Raw genomic sequence first — 17,679 nt, 5'->3', positions numbered from 1 at the left:
GGGCCGGGCCGCGGCCGCCAGTGGCCAGCTTCATGCGCACCGGCTTGTCGCCCCAGATCTCTTCCAGGTTGTAGTACAGGCGCAACTGCGGCTGCAGGATGTGGACCACGGCGTCGCCGCAGTCGACCAGCACCCATTCGCCGGTTTCCAGGCCCTCGACCGCCACGATATGGCCGCCGGCTCCCTTCACCGTATCCCGCACCGACGCTGCTAGCGCCTTGGTCTGGCGGTTGGATGTCCCGCTGGCAATCACCACCCGGTCGAACAGTTCGGTCAGGTGGCTGGTGTCGTACACCTTGATGTCCTGCGCTTTGACATCCTCGAGGCCGTCGACGATGGCGCGTTGCAGTTTACGAATATCCATGGTGTCTTCTTGTTCAGCTGAGATCGGTTGGGGGTGGGCGCCGGGCCTGGTGCAACCCCGGTCATGCCCTGGCCGGGGCGTTGCGGTACAGCCCGTGGTTGGCAATGTAGTGTGCCACGCCGGGCGGCAGTTGGTCATCTGCCGGCTGGCCGGCTGCCAGCCGCTGGCGCAGGTGGGTGGAAGACAGGTCGACGGCAAGCGTCTGGTCGATCCACATCCGGCCGGAGGGCGTGCATTGTATCAGGTGCGTGTCAGCCTGGCGTTCGGCCAGTGCCGTCAGCACCGGACCCTCCAGTGCCGCCAGCTCAAAACGCGGCCGCGTGGCGGTGCACAGGTGCACGTGTTCGAACAGGGCCTGCCAGCCGTGCCAGGTGTGCAGGCGCAGCAGCTGGTCGGCGCCCATCAGCCAGCACAGCGAGGCTTCGGGGCCGTATTCGGCGCGCAGCTGGCGTACCGTGTCGATGGTGTAGCTGGGGCCGGCGCGGTCCACTTCCATGCGGCTCACGCGGACCTTGGCGCCGCTGTCGCCAAGCGCAGCGGCGGCCAGTTCGGTCATGGCCAGGCGGTCGGCGGCAGGGGTCACGTCGTCGCCTTTTTGCCACGACTGGCCGGTGGGAATCCACACCAGCTCATCCAGCCCAAGGTGTTCGATGCACAGCCGCGCCAGTGCGAGGTGGCCGACATGGGGGGGATCAAAAGTGCCGCCAAGGATACCCAGACGATAAGGGCGGGCGGACGGTTGCGGCGGTTCTCCCGCGTCGGGGGCGGGTTTGCGGTGTTGCGCTGGATTGGCCATAGGTCAGGCGTCAGGCCCAGTCGCGCGCTGGCAGGAAATTGGTGTACAGCGCCGCTTCGGGGCTGCCCGGTTCCGGTTGCCAGTCATAGCGCCAGGTCACCAGCGGCGGCATCGACATCAGGATGGATTCGGCGCGTCCGCCCGACTGCAGGCCGAACAGCGTGCCGCGGTCGAACACGAGGTTGAATTCGACGTAGCGCCCGCGCCGGTAGGCCTGGAAGCCGCGCTCGCGCTCGCCGTAGGAGGTGTCCTTGCGCGCCTGCAGGATCGGCAGGTAGGCGTCCAGGAAGGCGTCGCCGACCGATTGCATCATCGCGAAGCTGCGCTCGAAGCCCAGCGCGGAGAAGTCGTCGAAGAAGATCCCGCCCACGCCGCGCGCCTCGTTGCGGTGGCGCAGGAAGAAATACTCGTCGCACCACTGCTTGAAGCGCGGGTACAGGTCGTCGCCGTAAGGGGCCAGCGCCTGCTGGCAGGTGCGGTGGAAGTGCGTGCAGTCGCCGGCGTCGCCGTAATAGGGCGTCAGGTCCATGCCGCCGCCGAACCACCATACCGGCTCCGCCCCCGGCTTGAGCGCCAGGAAGCAGCGCACGTTCATATGGACCGTGGGCACATAGGGATTGCGCGGGTGGAACACCAGCGACACGCCCATCGCCTCGAAGCTGCGCCCGGCCAGTTCCGGCCGGTTGGCGGTGGCCGACGGCGGCAGGGTGTCGCCGCTCACGTGCGAGAAGCCCACGCCGGCGCGCTCCATCACCGCGCCGCCTTCCAGGATGCGGGTGCGGCCGCTGCCGCGCAGGCGTTCGGTGGGCGGTTTCTCCCAGGCGTCGGTCAGGAACGGCTGGCCGTCGATGGCACCGATGGCATCGGTGATGCGGTCTTGCAGACCGAGCAGATAGGCACGGACTGCCTGGGAATCGATCATGATTGGCGGAAAGCGGATGGACCGGGCTGGGCGTCCGGCAGCGTTGGCGGCTGCCGGGTGCGTCACAACGTTGTCACGATTGTACCGGCTGGGGCCGCTGGCCGGGCGCGCGGGTCCAAAGCTGGCCGGCAAGGCGGATCAGCCATGCCGGCCGGAACGGCGTTTGCCGGGAAGGATCAGCGCTTGATGGCGCGGTAGCCGATGTCGGTCCGGTACTGCATGCCGTCGAAGCGGATCTGCTCGACCGCGGCATAGGCGGCGCGCTGCGCTGCCTTGACGGTGTCGGCCAGGCCCACCACGCACAGCACGCGCCCGCCCGAGGTCAGCAGGGTGCCGTCCTTGAGGGTGGTGCCGGCGTGGAAGGTCACGCTGTCGTCGGTTTCCGCCGGGATGCCGGTGATGGCATCGCCCTTGCGCGGGCTGTCGGGATAGCCGTAGGCGGCCATCACCACGCCCAGCGCGGTGCGGCGGTCCCAGTCCAGCTCGATGCTGTCGAGCTTGCCGTTGACGGCGTGCTCCATCACATCGACCAGGTCGGTCTTCAGGCGCGCCAGGATCGGCTGGGTTTCGGGGTCGCCCATGCGGCAGTTGAATTCCAGCGTCTTCAGGTTGCCGTCCTTGTCGATCATCAGGCCGGCGTACAGGAAGCCCGTGTACGGGATGCCGTCCTTTTCCATGCCGCGCACGGTCGGCAGGATGATCTCGCGCAGCGCGCGCGCATGCAGCGCGGGCGTGACCACCGGGGCGGGGGAATACGCGCCCATGCCGCCGGTGTTGGGGCCGGCGTCGGCGTCCAGCAGGCGCTTGTGGTCCTGGCTGGTGGCCAGCGCCAGCACGTTCTTGCCGTCGACCAGCACGATAAAGCTGGCTTCCTCGCCGTCCAGGAACTCTTCGATCACCACGCGCGCGCCGGCGTCGCCGAGCTTGTTGTCGGCCAGCATCATGTCGACCGCGGTGTGCGCTTCTTCCAGCGACATCGCCACCACCACGCCCTTGCCCGCGGCCAGGCCGTCGGCCTTGATCACGATCGGAGCGCCCTGGGCGTCGATGTAGGCGTGCGCCTGGGTCGCGTCGGAGAAGGTCTGGTATGCGGCGGTCGGGATGCCGTGGCGCTCCATGAACGCCTTGGCGAAGTCCTTGGACGATTCCAGCTGCGCGGCGGCCTGGGTGGGCCCGAAGATGCGCAGGCCCTTGGCGCGGAAGATATCGACGATGCCGGCTGCCAGCGGGGCCTCGGGGCCGACCACGGTGAAGGCCACGCCCTCGCGCTCGGCAAAGGCGGCGATGACCTCGGGGTCGGTCAGCGGAACATTCTGCAGGCGCTTGTCGAGCGCGGTCCCGCCGTTGCCCGGCGCGACGTACACCACCTGCACCTTGGGGGACTGGGCCAATTTCCAGGCCAGCGCGTGTTCACGTCCACCCGAGCCGACAACCAATACTTTCATGATCCACTGCCAGAAAAGAAACGCATGCAAAAAGGCGGCAGCTTGGATCTGTGGAGCCGGGCTGCCGCCGAGGGGGCTTGTTACTCTGTTTTAGTCTTCGATCACCGCGTTGGTGAAGACTTCCTGCACGTCGTCCAGGTTTTCCAGGGCGTCGAGCAGTTTCTGCATCTTGGCCGCGTCGTCGCCGGTAAAGCTGACTTCGTTCTGCGGCTTCATCAGCACGTCGGCCACTTCCGCCTTGAAGCCGGCGGCTTCCAGCGCGGCCTTGACCGCCGAAAAATCGTTGGGCGGGCAGGTGACTTCGATCGAGCCGTCGTCGTTGGTGACGACATCGTCGGCGCCGGCTTCGAGCGCAGCTTCCATCAGCTTGTCTTCCGGCGTGCCGGGGGCATACAGGAACTGGCCGCAGTGGGTGAACATGAACGCCACCGAACCCTCGTTGCCCATGTTGCCGCCGTGCTTGGAGAACGCATGGCGCACTTCGGCCACGGTGCGGGTGCGGTTGTCGGTCAGGCAGTCGACGATGATGGCCGCGCCGGCCAGGCCGTAGCCCTCGTAGCGGATTTCTTCGTAATTGGCGCCTTCCATGCCGCCCACGCCGCGCTGGATCGCGCGCTGGATGTTGTCCTTGGGCATGTTCGCGTCCATGGCCTTGTCGATCGACAGGCGCAGGCGCGGGTTGGAGTCGACATCGCCGCCGCCGAGCTTGGCGGCAACGGTGATTTCCTTGATCAGGCGGGTCCAGATCTTGCCGCGCTTGGCGTCAGCGGCGGCCTTCTTGTGTTTGATATTGGCCCATTTCGAGTGACCGGCCATGATTCTCTCCGAAGCGGAATGCGGTGATCTGCGGTGATGTTGTGCGGGGTTGCCATGCGCGCCGGCGCCGGGGCCGCAAGGCCGTGGGGCAGCGCGCGCCAGGTGACGGATATGCCTGGCGGCTGGCTATAATCAGCCCAGGATTTTATCACGCGGGCCTGCCCGCGCCGCTGCCGTGGCGAGTCCCGCGGTGCCAGACCTCAAAACCCCAGGAACATCATGGCCGACCCCATCCTCATCGCCAAGAACGCCGAACATGAACTGGTGCTGCTGCCGCAGATGGGCAACCGGCATGGGCTGATCACCGGCGCCACCGGCACCGGCAAGACCGTCACGCTGCAGTCGCTGGCGCAGGGCTTCTCGCGCCTGGGCGTGCCGGTCTTCATGGCGGACGTCAAAGGTGACTTGACCGGCATTTCGCAGGCCGGCCAGCCTTCCGACAAGCTCAAGCAGCGCCTGGCCGACCTGAACCTGCCGGAGCCGGCATGGGGCGCGTGCCCGACCACGCTGTGGGACGTGTTCGGCGAGAAGGGCCATCCGGTGCGCGCCACGGTCTCGCACATGGGCCCGCTGCTGCTGTCGCGCATGCTGGAGCTGAACGACACCCAGCAGGGCGTGCTGAACCTGGTGTTCCGCATTGCCGACGCCAACGGCCTGCTGCTGCTCGACGCCAAGGACCTGCGCGCCATGCTGCAGTACGTCGGCGACAACGCCGGCCAGTTCACCACCGAGTACGGCAATATCTCGGCCGCCTCGATCGGCGCCATCCAGCGCGGGCTGATCGCGCTGGAATCGCAGGGCGGGGACGTCTTCTTCGGCGAGCCGATGCTGAACCTGGAAGACTTCATCCAGACCGAGAAGGGCCAGGGCGTGGTCAATATCCTGGCCGCCGACAAGCTGATGAACGCGCCGCGGCTGTACGCGACCTTCCTGCTGTGGATGCTGTCCGAGCTGTTCGAGAAGCTGCCCGAGGCCGGCGACCTGGACAAGCCCAAGCTGGTTTTCTTCTTCGACGAGGCCCACCTGCTGTTCAACGATGCGCCCAAGGCGCTGCTTGACAAGATCGAGCAGGTGGTGCGGCTGGTGCGTTCCAAGGGCGTGGGCGTGTACTTCGTCACGCAGAACCCGATCGACATTCCCGACACCGTGCTGGGCCAGCTGGGCAACCGCGTGCAGCATGCGCTGCGCGCCTTTACCCCGCGCGACCAGAAGGCGGTCAAGGTGGCGGCCACCACCATGCGCGCCAACCCCAAGCTGGACCTGGAAACCGCGATCAGCGAACTGGGCGTGGGCGAGGCCCTGGTGTCGTTCCTGGACGCCAAGGGCACGCCCTGCGTGACCGAGCGCGCCTGGGTGCTGGCACCGGGCAGCCGCATCGGCCCGGCGACGGAGGAAGAGCGCAAGCAGCTGATCGCCAGCTCGCTGGTGGCGGGCACCTACGAGAAGACCGTGGACCGGGAATCCGCTTATGAAAAGCTGCGCGGCAGCGTGGCGACGGTCGGCAATGGCAACGGCAAGGGCGCTGGCGGCGTGCCGGCGGGGCAGCCAGCGGGTGAGCAGGACGGTGGCTGGCTCGGCACGGCCGGCGACATCTTCGGCACCCTGACCAAGGGCACCGGCAAGACCGGCCGCGGCGATTCGATCCTGGAGTCGATGGCCAAGTCGGCCGCGCGCACGGTGGGGTCGCAGGTGGGGCGCGAACTGATCCGTGGTGTGCTGGGCAGCTTGCTGGGCAAGAAGAAGTAAAGACCCGGACTGACGGAAAGCGGGCCGCGCGATGCGGCCCTTTCTCTTAGCGGCGCTGCGCTTGTTGCTGCGCCTTGGCCGCTGCCGCATCCTCGCGCATCTTGCGCGCGAACATCCGCGCAAAGAACCACCCCATGCCGATGATGAAGACGATCACGCCCAGGCTCATCAGGCCGGTGCTGGTACTGAACAGGATCTTGAAGGCTTCCATGCTTGGCTCCCTTTGCGTTGGCGATGGCTGCCGGCGAGGTCTCGCCGGCGCCTGCCGCCAGTGTAGGGAGCCCTGTGGCGCGGACTATTGAGGCCGGTCAAGCGCAAGCCAGCCCGCCGCCGCCCGACTCAGTTCTTGGTGCCGAACAGGCGGTCGCCCGCATCGCCCAGGCCCGGCACGATGTAGGCGTGCTCGTCGAGATGGCTGTCGAGCGAGGCCACGAACAGTTGCACGTTCGGATGCGCCTTCTGGAACACTTCCACGCCCTCGGGCGCCGCCACCAGCGCAACGAAGGTGATGGCCTCGTCCTTCACGCCGCGCCGCTTGAGCACATCCACGGCATGCGCAGCCGAATAGCCCGTGGCGACCATCGGGTCGCACAGGATGAAGCTGCGGTCCTCCACGTCGGGCAGGCGCACCAGGTATTCCACCGGGCGGTGCTGCTCGTCGCGGTACACGCCGATATGGCCGATGCGCGCCGACGGGATCAGCTCGACCAGGCCGTCGCTCATGCCCACGCCCGCGCGCAGCACCGGCACGATGGTCAGCTTCTTGCCGGCGATCACCGGCGCGTCCAGCTCCACCAGCGGCGTCTCGATGCGGCGCGTGGTCAGCGGCAGGTTGCGGGTGATCTCATAGCCCATCAGCAGCGTGATCTCGCGCAGCAGCTCGCGGAAGGTGCGCGTCGACGTTTCCTTGTCGCGCATGTGCGAGAGCTTGTGCTGGATCAGCGGGTGGTCGAGGATGAACAGGTTGGGAAAGCGCGGATCTTGTTTCATGGCTGGCGGCGAGGGCTCGGCGGGATAGGGACAAGCAGGTGAAGCGGGCGGCGAGATCGGGTCGACCAGCGCGCCGCGCCGTTGCAGCCGGATTGTAATGGAAGCGGGCCGCCCTGCCCGTGGCTTCGCTTTCGGGACCCGCCCACGCCAGCGCCGCCGGCGGGCTCCCTGAACCGCCGGGAGCGGCCGGCGGTGCCTTGCGCTAGTCGAGCGCGCGGTTCTTCGACTCGATATCCACCATGTAGATGGCGATCGCCGCCACGGCAAGAAATGACGAAAGCAGCGCCAGGGCGAGGGTGAACTGGCTGGCCATGATCGGCGCAATGATGGACGGCGCGAACAGGCCGCCAAAGCGTGCCATCGCACCGGCAGTGCCCATCCCGCTGGCCCGCAGGTCGGTCGGGTACACCTCGGGCGTGAAGGCGTAGAGGGCGCCCCAGGTACCGAGGAGCGAGAAACTCATCAGCAGGGTCGAGCCGACGATAAGCGCGGTGGACGTACCCAGGCTGTAGAGCATGCAGCCTGCCGCGCTGAGCAGCAGGAAGCCGATCAGGGTCGGCTTGCGGCCCCAGCGTTCGACGCCGTGCGCGGCCAGCGCGAACCCGGGAAGCTGCACCAGCGCGAGCACGATCAGGAAGACCTGGCCACGCATGAAGCCAAAGCCCTGGCCCGCCAGCTTGACCGGCAGATAGACGAAGACGCCGTAGTAGGCGATCGAGATAAGCGCCCAGGCGGCAAGCAGGCAGATGGTGCGGCGCCGGCATCCGCGCGCGAACAGCGCAAAGACCGACTTGCGCTCCATCGGCTGCGGCTCCAGGTTGCCGATTTCCACGGACACGCGATTGGCGGTGGCGACACGCTGCAGCACCGCGCGCGCCTCGGCCGAGCGCCCTGATTTATTCAGGTAGAGCGGAGACTCGGGAACAAAGAAACGGAAGACCACGCCGACCAGGGCGGGGATGCCCGTGACGAGGAAGATCAGCCGCCAGGCATCATTGCCTCGCGACACCGCGATCAGCGCAAGAATGGCAAGCAGGATCGTGCCGACGGCCCAGAACGACTCCAGCAGGACCAGCCAGCGACCGCGCCGGTCCGAGGGCAGGAACTCGGCCATCATGGTGTAGTCGACCGGCAGCGTGCCGCCGACCCCGATGCCGGTCAGGAAACGCAGCAACAGCAGCCACTGGAAGTCCGGTGCAAAGGCTGAAGCGACACCGCAGATGGCGTCGATGACCACTGCCATCATCAGCACGGGCCGGCGTCCGATCCTGTCAGCCAGCCGGCCGAACGCGAAAGCGCCGATCAGCATGCCGACAAAGAACATCGTCCCGGTCTGCAGAGCGGTCGGTACGGGAATGCCAAAGGTCGCCGCAATCGACGGCGCGGTGAAGCCGATCGACAGCACCTGCATCGCGTCAGCGAGCCAGACCAGGCCGAAGATGACAAAGAGCCGATACTGGAACCTGCCGACTCCGGCCGCGCGGATGCCTTGCTCGATCGTGATGGTTTGAGACGACGCCCCCCTCGCGCTGGGCTGCGGGGCCGAGCCTAGCGTTACTTCCGGGATGGTCGTTGTTGCCATGGATGAAATTGATGACGACATGTTGTCTACCTGTCTTTATAGGCTGGTTCTTGAACTCGGACGCACACGTTTATCGAAGCAGGGCCAGACGGTACTGACTAATGCGTGATGATCACACCGGGGCATTCGCACCGAATTGCAACGAAACGTGGTGAGTACTCCAATTGGCGAGGCTGGAACTAACCCGGTAGCACGCTCGCGACACCTGCTTGGTTCTGATACGACATAGTCACTCCTTGTTGTCTACCCTTGGTTGGTCCAGGCCCGGCCTCCCGGTCGGCGCTGCGGGGGACTATGCAAGCCCCGGGCCAGCGCTTCCGGTGATGTAAAGGGCCAATCTTTTAGTTTTGTTGTCTAGTCTGCCGCTTGCGGCGCGCCGTCCTTGTGCGGGGAGGCACCGCTGCGAGCCACGCGGCACTCATGTAGTGCGCACTACATGATCGTTCAGCGTAAGCTACATGAAACTGGCGGGCAAGGCCGAATTGCGTTTTCCCTCCTTGGGGTTTTCCCGCGCGTGGCGCGCATGGCGCCGGCGCGGGAATGCACGTTTCCCTGCCCGGTGGCGAAGCGCCTTGCCAGGCACGGCGTAGGTGCGGTCAGCGTGGATGCGGAAGGCCGGCGAGCCGGCCCCGCAAGGTCTGCGTTAGTCCTGGTGGGCAGGCGCCGCGCGCAGGCGCGCGACGGTGTTCTCCAGGTCCTGCCATGCGGGTTTGTCGGGCGCAAAGCGCGCGCGCAGGTACTGCGCCAGCTGCGCGATCTGCTGGTCGTCAAGCGTGTCGGCATAGGCCGGCATCGCACCCAGTTCGCTGTTGGGCGGTGCCGGCATGCCTTGCAGCAGCACCTGGATCACGTTGTCCGGCAGCTTGCTGTGCAGGTTTGTATTGAGCGCCAGCGAAGGCTTGACGCCGAACTGGGCGATGCCCTGGTCCGACTGGTGGCAGACCGCGCATGCGCTCTGGTACAGGCGTTCGCCGGGACCGCCCAGGGTGCGCGCGGCCCGCGCGCTGCGCTGCTCGATCTGCGCTGCCTGTGCGGCCAGTACGGCAGGCGAGGGCGCTGGCGTGCCGAACGAGGCCACGTAGTGCGCGATCGCGCGCACGTCGGACTCAGGCAGTTGCGCCAGTTCCTCGACCACCGGTGCCATCGGTCCGGCCGCGGCGCCATGGTGCGGCGCATAGCCGCCGCGCAGGTAGGTGAACAGCGCCGCCTCGGTCCAGGGCAGCGGTGCGTGCGACAGTGCGCTCAGCGGTGGCGCTTCCCAGCCTTCGGCGCTGCCGCCGGTCAGGTACTGGCGGCCGCCCTTTTCGCCACCGAGCGCGTTGCGCGGCGAATGGCAGGCGCTGCAGTGGCCCAGCCCTTCGGCCAGATACGCGCCGCGATTCCATTGCGCGGAGCGCGACGGGTCCGGCGTGAAGCGCTCGTTGCGATGGAACAGCAGGTTCCAGCCGGCCAGCAGCGGGCGCACGTTGAAGGGGAATGCAAGCTGTGTCTGCGGGACTGCGGATTTCACCGGCTCTGCCGACATCAGGTAACCATACAGCGCCTGCATGTCGCCGTCGCTGATCTTCGCGAATGCGGTGTACGGGAACGCGGGATACAGGCGCCGCCCGTCGCGGTGGATGCCCTCGCGCATGGCGCGCTCGAACGCGGCGAAGGACCAGTTGCCGATGCCGGTCTGCGCATCCGGGGTGATATTGGTGCTGTAGACCGTGCCGAAGGGCGTCTCAAGCGGCAGGCCCCCTGCGTTCTTCATGCCGCCCGGCGCGGTATGGCAAACCGCGCAGTCTCCCGCCGCGGCCACCAGCCGGCCGCGTTCGAGCGTGGCGGCGGAATAGAAGCCGGCCTCGGGCGGCGCCACCGGTGCGATCGGCGCGCGCCAGGGCAGCAGCGTGGCGCACACGCCGGCAGCGGCTGCGGCGGCTGCGGCGATCCAGCCGCGCTTGCCGCGCTGGTTGCCGGGCCTGGCCTCGGTCAGCGCCAGGCGGATGCGATCGGCGCTGAAGGGCGGCGTGCGCAGGCGCACGCCGGTGGCGTCGTAGATGGCATTGGCCACGGCCGCGGCGGCGGGCATGGTGTCGGTCGGGCTGGCGGCCAGCGCGTCATGCGTGGCGAGCGTGCCGGCCAGGCGGACTTCCGGCAGGGTGCTGCCCGGCACGGCTGGCAGCGTCTGACTGGCAGGTGGCGCCTCGGCCGGCCAGGTGTCGAAGGCGGGCGTGGCCGACGTCAGCTGCAGGGCGGCATCGGCCACGGCCAGCTCCAGCGAGCGCGCGGACGACGCGGCTTGTGCGCGTGGCAGCGATTCACTGTCATGCCCCACCGTCACGCGAGTGACCGCCAGCTCGCCGGTGGTGCCGTCGACCTCGACCTCGGCCACCCATGCCGACCAGGTCTGCCCGGCGTCGTGATCGACAGTGTGGGCATAGGCAAAGCCGCGGCCGCGCTGCACGTTGCCAGCCGCTGTGTTGGCGCGGGGCGCGGCCGGCGTCCAGCCGGCGCGCTCGGCCACTTGCCGTACCAGTGCCGTGCCGCGCGCATCGTCGAGATGCGCCAGCCGCAGCGCGACCGGGTCGGTGCCGGAGGCGGCGGCAAGCTCGTCGAGATGGGATTCCCGGGCGAACACCTGGGCCCGGGCGGTCGCCAGTGGCGCCGCATCGGACGCGGCGGCGTTGCCTGTCGCAACCAGGTCGACATGCGGGATGCGATAGGGCGGCATGGCGGTGTCGCCTGCGTGGCCAGCATCGATGCCGTCCGCCACGGGCGATGCCGTATGCGTCAGCCACAGCGCCAGCGGCACGGCCGGGGCGGCGGTGCCCGCCAGGGTTGCGGAGTAGGCTTCGACGGCGGTGCCGGCCAGCGCGGTGTCGACGCGCACATCGAGCGCGGCATCGGCAAGGCCCACGTCGGCGGCACACAGCCGACGCATCACGGGCAGTCCGGCGGCGTGGGCCAGCAGCGCCGCGTCGGCGGCGGCGTGCGGCGCGAGCAGCGCGGGGTCCGCGCGGTCGTCGGGCGATTGCCAGCAGGCCAGCGCCACCTGTTGCGGCGCGATCCCCAGCAGCGCGGCAAGCTCGGCGCGCAGCGCGCCAGGGCGCGTGCTCGGCAGCCACACAGTCAGCTTGCCGTCGCGCCAATCGGCGACGGCGGTGCAATACGCCTCGCCGCGGGTGCCGGCCAGCGGCCACTGGTAGTGCTGCGTGTGGCGCGCATCGGCGCCGGCCAGTACCTCGTCGGCGTTGCCGCGCCGGGCCAGCGCATGGCGCGCTATCGGCGCGTCGTCTGCGCGGGGCGCGGCAGACCACCGTGCCTGCAGCGCATGGCTTGCGGTGGCGGCCTGTGCTGCCGAAGCAGCCGCCACGCCGGCAAAGTTGTTGCGGATCACGACCGCGCGGATGCCAGGCAGCGCCAGCGCGGCTTCGCGGTCGGCGCCCAGCAGGCGCGCTGCGAGCGGCTGGCCGTCGATCCAGCGCAGGCCGGGAGGCGTGAGCACACAGGCGACCAGGCAGTCGGAGGCGGGCGGCGGCATGCTGCCCGCAACTGCGGTCGCGGGTGTGGCCTGCGGCACGAGTCCTTCGTTCACGATGCCGACCCCTCGGCGGCCTGCCGTTGCAGCACCGCGGCACGTTGCACCGCGCGCACGATTTCCACGTGGGTGCCGCAGCGGCACAGGTTGAAGCGCAGCGCCTCGCGGATCTGGGCCTCGTCGGGATCGGGGTTCTGCGCGAGCAGCGCCTTGGCGGTCATGATCATGCCATTCAGGCAATAGCCGCATTGCGCGGCCTGCTCATCGATAAATGCTTGTTGCACGGGGTCGGGCTGCGCGTCGGTGCCCAGTCCTTCGAGCGTGGTGACGGCGTGCCCGACCACGGCCCTGACCGGCAGCACGCAGGCGCGCGCCGGCATGCCGTCCACCAGCACCGTGCACGCACCGCACTGGCCCAGGCCGCAGCCGTACTTGGGCCCGTTGCAGCACAGGTCGTTGCGCAGGATGTAGAGCAGCGGCGTGTCAGGGGCCACGCTCAGCGTGTGCTCGGCGTGGTTGACTTGCAATGTCAGGGGGCGGGGCGTGTTCATCGGGGGCTGGGGGCGGTTTGAACATCACGCTTCGCTGCGCCGCGCCCCTTCGAAGGGGGGCTGCGGCGGGCAGGGTTGGTCAGGCGTCAGGCCGCTGCGGACAGCGTCCCGGTCCCGGCCGACACCAGCGGCACGTTGAAGACATCGTAGCCGAAACACCAGTCGGGGTTCTCGTTGCCGCGCAGCCAGGTGTTGTTATGCGAGACCAGCTGGACCTTGCTTGCGCGCTCGTTGCGGTTGGCTTCATACAGCGCGAATGCCGAGGCGAAGTCGTCCACGCCGGTCTCGGTGAAGCAGCGCGTGAGCATCGCGGCATCCTCGATCGCCATCGCGGCGCCTTGTGCCATATGCGGCTTCATCGGGTGGCAGGCGTCGCCGAGCAGCACCAGGCGGCCCCGGCTCCACAATGGCAGCGGGTCGCGCTCCAGCAGCGGCCACTTGGTCACTTCGACGGTGCCTTCGATCAGCGATTGCACACCCTCGTGCCAGCCGTCGAACGCGGCGCGCATTTCCTCGATGCTGCTCGGCACCCAGCTCTTGCTCATGTCCCACTCGGGTTCGGGCACGCCGGTGACGTAGTAGATCTCGTCGAGCTTGCTGGTATCGAAGTAGACCATCATGTGGCGGTCGTCGGTCCACCACTTGGTGCAGCGCTCATGCGTGAAGCCCTTGACGCGCGCGATCGGGAACACCGCGCGGTGCGCCACGTAGCCGGTGTACTTGGGCGGCTCGGCGCCCAGCAGCGTCTCGCGGATGCGCGAGTTGACGCCGTCCGCGCCGATCACGATGTCGGCCTCTTCGACCGTGCCGTCGGTGAAGCGCAACTGCACCACGTCGCCCTGGTCGGTGACGCTGTCCAGCTTCTTGTTGAAGAACAGCGTGTCGGGCGCCACGGCGTCGGTCAGCAGCTTGTGGAAGTCGCCGCGGTGCACGGTCAGGTAGCTGGCGCCGTAGTGGCGCTCCGCGTAGTCGCCCAGCGGGATCTGCGCGATCACCTCGCCGGTCAGGCCGTCGCGGCTGTACCAGTAGTCGGGGTGGCAGCCCATGTCGTTGAGCGCGTCCTCGATGCCGATGCGCCGCATGATCTTCATCACATTGGGCCCCACATGGATGCCCGCGCCCAGGCGCGAGAACGCCGGTGCCTGTTCATACAGCCTGACTTGGAAGCCGGCTCGCTGCAGCAGGGCGGCCGCGGCCGTTCCTCCGAGTCCGGCGCCGACAACTGCGATTCGCGGTTTGCCTTGCACGTTCTTTCTCCTGGCAATGACACAAGGTCGATGGGGGCTGGGGCGGCCACTCGGCCGACCGTTGAAAACGAGTGTACACACTCAAAATGTCAAAGTAAAAGAAGAAAATGGTGAACCTATGGAAAACCCTTACGATAACGTGATTGCGCTCGCACATCGCGATATATCGGCGAATTTATGCGCCAATCCAGGGATTGGTTAGTTAAGTATGCACTGAACGAGTGAATTCGCGGCGGCGCAGATTCTGTTTGCCTAGATAAAGTGTGTACACTACAATCAATCGCAGCATGCAGGGCCGCCAGGCCGAGNCCGCCGGGCCGAGGCAGGCGGGTAGACTGACAAACAGATGACGGAGTCGACAGTGCAGAAAGTTTTCCGAATCGGCCAGATCGTGCCGAGCTCCAACACCACCATGGAAACCGAGATCCCGGCGATGCTGGCCGCGCGCCAGCTGGTGCGCCCGGAACGCTTCACCTTCCACTCAAGCCGGATGCGGATGAAGAAGGTGGTCAAGGAGGAACTGGCGGCCATGGACGCCGAATCCGACCGCTGCGCGGTGGAACTGAGCGACGCCCGCGTCGATGTGCTCGGCTACGCCTGCCTGGTGGCCATCATGGCCATGGGCCACGGCTACCACCGCGTGTCCGAGCAGCGCCTGCAGGCGCATACCGCCGAGAACGGCGGCGACGCGCCGGTGATCACCAGCGCCGGCGCGCTGGTGGATGCGCTCAAGGTGATGGGCGCGAAGCGCATCGCCGTGGTGGCGCCCTATATGAAGCCGCTGACCGAGCTGGTGGTCGACTACATCCGCAATGAAGGCTATGAGGTGGTCGACTACCGCGCGCTGGAAATCCCCGACAACCTTGAGGTGGGGCGCCATGACCCGGCGCGGCTGCCGGAGATCGTCGCGCAGATGAATACGGCCGACGCCGATGTCATCGTGCTGTCGGCGTGCGTGCAGATGCCGTCGCTGCCGGCCGTGGCCAAGGTCGAGGCAATGACCGGCAAGCCGGTGGTCACCGCCGCCGTCGCCACCACCTATGCGCTGCTGAAGCGGCTCGGGCTGGAGCCGGTGGTGCCGGGCGCCGGCGCGCTGCTGTCGGGCGCGTACTGAAGGAGGCGGCCATGGCAGACAGCACCTTCCTCTACGGCGCCAACGTGAACGCCAACGGCATCCGCCAGCACTACCTGCGCTATGGCGGGCAGGGCGGCGCGCGCGCGCAGCGCGATGCCGTCATCATCGTGCCGGGCATCACCAGCCCGGCGGTGACCTGGGGCTTTGTCGGCGAGCAGTTCGGGCAGCAGTTCGATACCTATGTGCTCGACGTGCGCGGCCGCGGCCTGTCGCAGGCCGGCGCTGAGCTGGACTACAGCCTCGATGCGCAGGCTGCCGATGTGATCGCGTTTGCGCAAGCGCTTGGCTTGCAGCGCTACGCCATCGTCGGCCATTCGATGGGCGCGCGCATCGGCATCCGCGCCGCGCGCAGCAAGCCGGCAGGCCTGACGCGCCTGGTGCTGGTCGATCCGCCGGTGTCGGGCCCGGGCCGCCGCCCGTATCCGTCGCAACTGCCGTGGTACATCGATTCGATCCGGCTGGCGCGGCAGGGCATCGACGTGGAAGGCATGCGCCGCTTCTGCCCGACCTGGACCGAGGACCAGCTGCGCCTGCGCGCGCAATGGCTGCATACCTGCGACGAGCGCGCGATCCTGGCCAGCTTCAATGGCTTCCATGAGGACGATATCCACGCCGACCTGCCGCACGTGTCGGTGCCGGCCCTGCTGATGACCGCGGGCCGGGGCGACGTGATCCGCGAGGAAGACGTGCAGGAGGTGCGCAAGCTGCTCCCCGCATTGCTGGTCGCGCATGTCGCAGACGCGGGCCACATGATCCCGTGGGACGACGAGGCCGGCTTCTACCGCGCCTTCGGCGACTTCCTGGGTGCGGCGCTGAACTGAACGAGGAGCGAACATGCCCGTAAGCGATTACGACCTGACCGCGGCGTGGAAGCAGGTGCTGACGCTGTCGAAGCTTGAGCCGGGGCAGACCGTCACCGTGCTGACCGGCGCCGCCACGCATCCGCAGACGCTGCGCACCGCGATGGTGGCGGCGGCATCGATGGGGGCCATCGTCAACCGGCTCGACCTGCCGCCGGTCAATGGCGAAAAGGCGCTCAGCCGCGACGCGCTGGCCTATCTGGGGACCACGCCGCTGACCGGCAACCCGGCCGCGATTGCCGCGCTCAAGGCCAGCGACCTGGTGCTGGACCTGATGACGCTGCTGTTCTCGCCCGAGCAGCATGAGATCCTGGCGCAAGGCACCAGGATCCTGCTGGCGGTGGAGCCGCCCGAAGTGCTGGCGCGGCTGGTGCCGACCGAAGCCGATCGCGCCCGCGTCAAAGCCGCGACCGCGCGGCTGGGCAAGGCGCGCGAGATGCATATCGTGTCCGACGCCGGCATGGACCTGCGCTGCCGCCTGGGCGAGTTCCCGGCGATCAGCGAGTACGGCTTTGTCGACGAGCCCGGCCGCTGGGACCACTGGCCGAGCGGCTTCGTGCTGACCTGGCCGGACGAGGGCGGCACCAACGGCACCATCGTGCTGGACCGCGGCGACATCCTGCTGCCGATGAAGTCTTACATCCAGGCGCCGATCCGCATTACGGTCGAAGCCGGCTACGTGCGCCGCATCGAAGGCGGAGTGGACGCCGAGTTGCTCGCCGACTACATGGCCTCGTTCAACGACCCCGAGGCCTATGCCATGTCGCATATCGGCTGGGGCCTGCAGCCGCGCGCCAGCTGGTCGGCGCTGGCGATGTATGACCGCGAGGCCACCATCGGCATGGATGCGCGCGCCTACGAGGGCAACTTCCTGTGCTCGTTCGGCCCCAACAACGAAGCCGGCGGCAGCCGCACCACCGCCTGCCATATCGATATCCCGGTGCGCCACTGCACCGTCAGCCTGGATGGCGGTGCAGTGGTGGTGCGCGGCAAGGTGATGGACGGCCACCACGCGCCGGCCGCTTCTCTCTACAAGGACGCGCGCCATGGATGACGCCGTGCAGACTTACCAGCGCCAGGGCTTTGGCGCAGCCATGGAACTGAGAGCGCCGTATGGCCTGCTGATCATCGACTTCGTCAACGGCTTCGCCGATCCGGCGGTGTTCGGCGGCGGCAATATCCCCGAGGCGATCCGCAATACCCAGCCGCTGCTGCGCAGCGCGCGCGAGCAGGGCTGGCCGGTGGCGCACAGCCGCATCGTGTTTGCCGACGACGACAGCGACCACAATATCTTCACGCTGAAGGTGCCGGGCATGCTGACGCTGAAGGAGGATGGCCACAACAGCAAGATCGTGCCGGAACTGGCGCCCGCGCCGGGCGAACTGGTGGTGCGCAAGACGGTGCCGTCGGCGTTCTTCGGCACCTCGCTGGCGGCGTGGCTGACGCAGCGTGGCGTACAGACGCTGCTGGTGGCGGGTTGCGTCACCAGCGGCTGCGTGCGCGCCAGCGTGGTCGACGCGATGTCGCTGGGCTTCCGCCCGCTGGTGGTGTCGGATTGCGTGGGCGACCGCGCGCTGGGTCCGCATGACGCCAACCTGTTCGACATGGCGCAGAAATACGCCACCGTGCTGACGCGCGACGAGGCGCTGGCGCAGGTTGCCGGCGCGCGCGCCGCCGCCTGAGGCGTGGCGATGCGGCCGGGCCT

Annotated in this window: 16 protein-coding genes; 5 read left to right on the top strand and 11 right to left on the bottom strand. The window is 68.0% G+C overall.

Annotation, left to right across the window (positions count from 1 at the left end; translation table 11 throughout):
* The 5 genes from rsfS to CF68_RS20385 all read right to left on the bottom strand — a co-directional run.
* A partial coding sequence (gene rsfS, locus CF68_RS38530; RefSeq protein ID WP_035822255.1) for a ribosome silencing factor occupies positions 1 to 364 on the bottom strand: 364 nt, incomplete at its 3' end.
* A gap of 61 nt (positions 365 to 425) precedes the next feature.
* A complete protein-coding gene (locus CF68_RS20400) occupies positions 426 to 1,160 on the bottom strand; it encodes a nicotinate-nucleotide adenylyltransferase (RefSeq protein ID WP_035822253.1) in 735 nt (244 codons plus the stop codon).
* A gap of 10 nt (positions 1,161 to 1,170) precedes the next feature.
* Positions 1,171 to 2,082, bottom strand: coding sequence for an oxygen-dependent coproporphyrinogen oxidase (gene hemF / locus CF68_RS20395; protein ID WP_035822252.1), 912 nt, complete (start codon positions 2,080 to 2,082; stop codon positions 1,171 to 1,173).
* A gap of 176 nt (positions 2,083 to 2,258) precedes the next feature.
* Positions 2,259 to 3,527, bottom strand: coding sequence for a phosphoribosylamine--glycine ligase (gene purD, locus CF68_RS20390; RefSeq protein WP_010812906.1), 1,269 nt, complete (start codon positions 3,525 to 3,527; stop codon positions 2,259 to 2,261).
* A gap of 90 nt (positions 3,528 to 3,617) precedes the next feature.
* Positions 3,618 to 4,343, bottom strand: a complete 726-nt coding sequence (locus CF68_RS20385; protein WP_035822250.1) for a YebC/PmpR family DNA-binding transcriptional regulator — start codon at positions 4,341 to 4,343, stop codon at positions 3,618 to 3,620.
* Between the two features lie 219 nt (positions 4,344 to 4,562).
* Here CF68_RS20385 and CF68_RS20380 point away from each other — a divergent pair, with 219 nt between their 5' ends.
* Positions 4,563 to 6,089 carry a helicase HerA-like C-terminal domain-containing protein gene (locus CF68_RS20380; RefSeq protein ID WP_035822248.1) on the top strand — a complete coding sequence of 509 codons (1,527 nt, stop codon included), beginning with the start codon at positions 4,563 to 4,565 and terminating at the stop codon, positions 6,087 to 6,089.
* A gap of 46 nt (positions 6,090 to 6,135) precedes the next feature.
* On the opposite strand, the gene CF68_RS36375 is transcribed toward CF68_RS20380, so the two are convergent.
* From CF68_RS36375 to CF68_RS20355, 6 genes are all read right to left on the bottom strand, one after another.
* Positions 6,136 to 6,300 (bottom strand): DUF3149 domain-containing protein, encoded by a 165-nt coding sequence (locus tag CF68_RS36375; RefSeq protein ID WP_010812903.1) that lies wholly within the window; start codon positions 6,298 to 6,300, stop codon positions 6,136 to 6,138.
* Positions 6,301 to 6,428: 128 nt separating this feature from the next.
* A complete protein-coding gene (gene upp / locus CF68_RS20375) occupies positions 6,429 to 7,079 on the bottom strand; it encodes a uracil phosphoribosyltransferase (RefSeq protein WP_010812902.1) in 651 nt (216 codons plus the stop codon).
* A gap of 202 nt (positions 7,080 to 7,281) precedes the next feature.
* Positions 7,282 to 8,682 carry an MFS transporter gene (locus tag CF68_RS20370; RefSeq protein ID WP_235205836.1) on the bottom strand — a complete coding sequence of 467 codons (1,401 nt, stop codon included), beginning with the start codon at positions 8,680 to 8,682 and terminating at the stop codon, positions 7,282 to 7,284.
* Between the two features lie 622 nt (positions 8,683 to 9,304).
* Positions 9,305 to 12,184, bottom strand: a complete 2,880-nt coding sequence (locus tag CF68_RS20365; RefSeq protein WP_152548527.1) for a c-type cytochrome — start codon at positions 12,182 to 12,184, stop codon at positions 9,305 to 9,307.
* 50 nt (positions 12,185 to 12,234) lie between these two features.
* Positions 12,235 to 12,732 carry a (2Fe-2S)-binding protein gene (locus tag CF68_RS20360; protein WP_013955907.1) on the bottom strand — a complete coding sequence of 166 codons (498 nt, stop codon included), beginning with the start codon at positions 12,730 to 12,732 and terminating at the stop codon, positions 12,235 to 12,237.
* Between the two features lie 86 nt (positions 12,733 to 12,818).
* Entirely contained in the window at positions 12,819 to 13,979 is a 1,161-nt protein-coding gene (locus CF68_RS20355; RefSeq protein WP_035822244.1) for an FAD-dependent monooxygenase, read from the bottom strand.
* Positions 13,980 to 14,340: 361 nt separating this feature from the next.
* Here CF68_RS20355 and CF68_RS20350 point away from each other — a divergent pair, with 361 nt between their 5' ends.
* Genes CF68_RS20350 through CF68_RS20335 form a run of 4 tightly spaced genes read left to right on the top strand, consistent with a single transcriptional unit; the run spans position 14,341 to position 17,656 of the window.
* Positions 14,341 to 15,093: an Asp/Glu racemase gene (locus CF68_RS20350; RefSeq protein WP_010812897.1), complete on the top strand. Its 753-nt coding sequence runs from the start codon at positions 14,341 to 14,343 to the stop codon at positions 15,091 to 15,093.
* Between the two features lie 11 nt (positions 15,094 to 15,104).
* Entirely contained in the window at positions 15,105 to 15,935 is an 831-nt protein-coding gene (locus tag CF68_RS20345) for an alpha/beta fold hydrolase (protein ID WP_035822241.1), read from the top strand.
* A gap of 13 nt (positions 15,936 to 15,948) precedes the next feature.
* The gene (locus tag CF68_RS20340) at positions 15,949 to 17,028 is read left to right on the top strand and encodes a 2,5-dihydroxypyridine 5,6-dioxygenase (RefSeq protein WP_035822239.1); all 1,080 of its coding nucleotides are present in this window, start codon (positions 15,949 to 15,951) and stop codon (positions 17,026 to 17,028) included.
* Entirely contained in the window at positions 17,021 to 17,656 is a 636-nt protein-coding gene (locus CF68_RS20335; RefSeq protein WP_035822236.1) for an N-carbamoylsarcosine amidohydrolase, read from the top strand. The genes CF68_RS20340 and CF68_RS20335 overlap by 8 nt, the downstream gene beginning before the upstream one ends.
* Positions 17,657 to 17,679: the final 23 nt, after the last annotated feature.

The sequence above is a fragment of the Cupriavidus sp. SK-4 genome (assembly GCF_000611125.1).
Lineage (GTDB): Bacteria > Pseudomonadota > Gammaproteobacteria > Burkholderiales > Burkholderiaceae > Cupriavidus > Cupriavidus necator.
The sequence above is the reverse complement of the archived record's forward strand: the minus strand, read 5'-3'. Positions and strand labels throughout refer to the sequence as shown.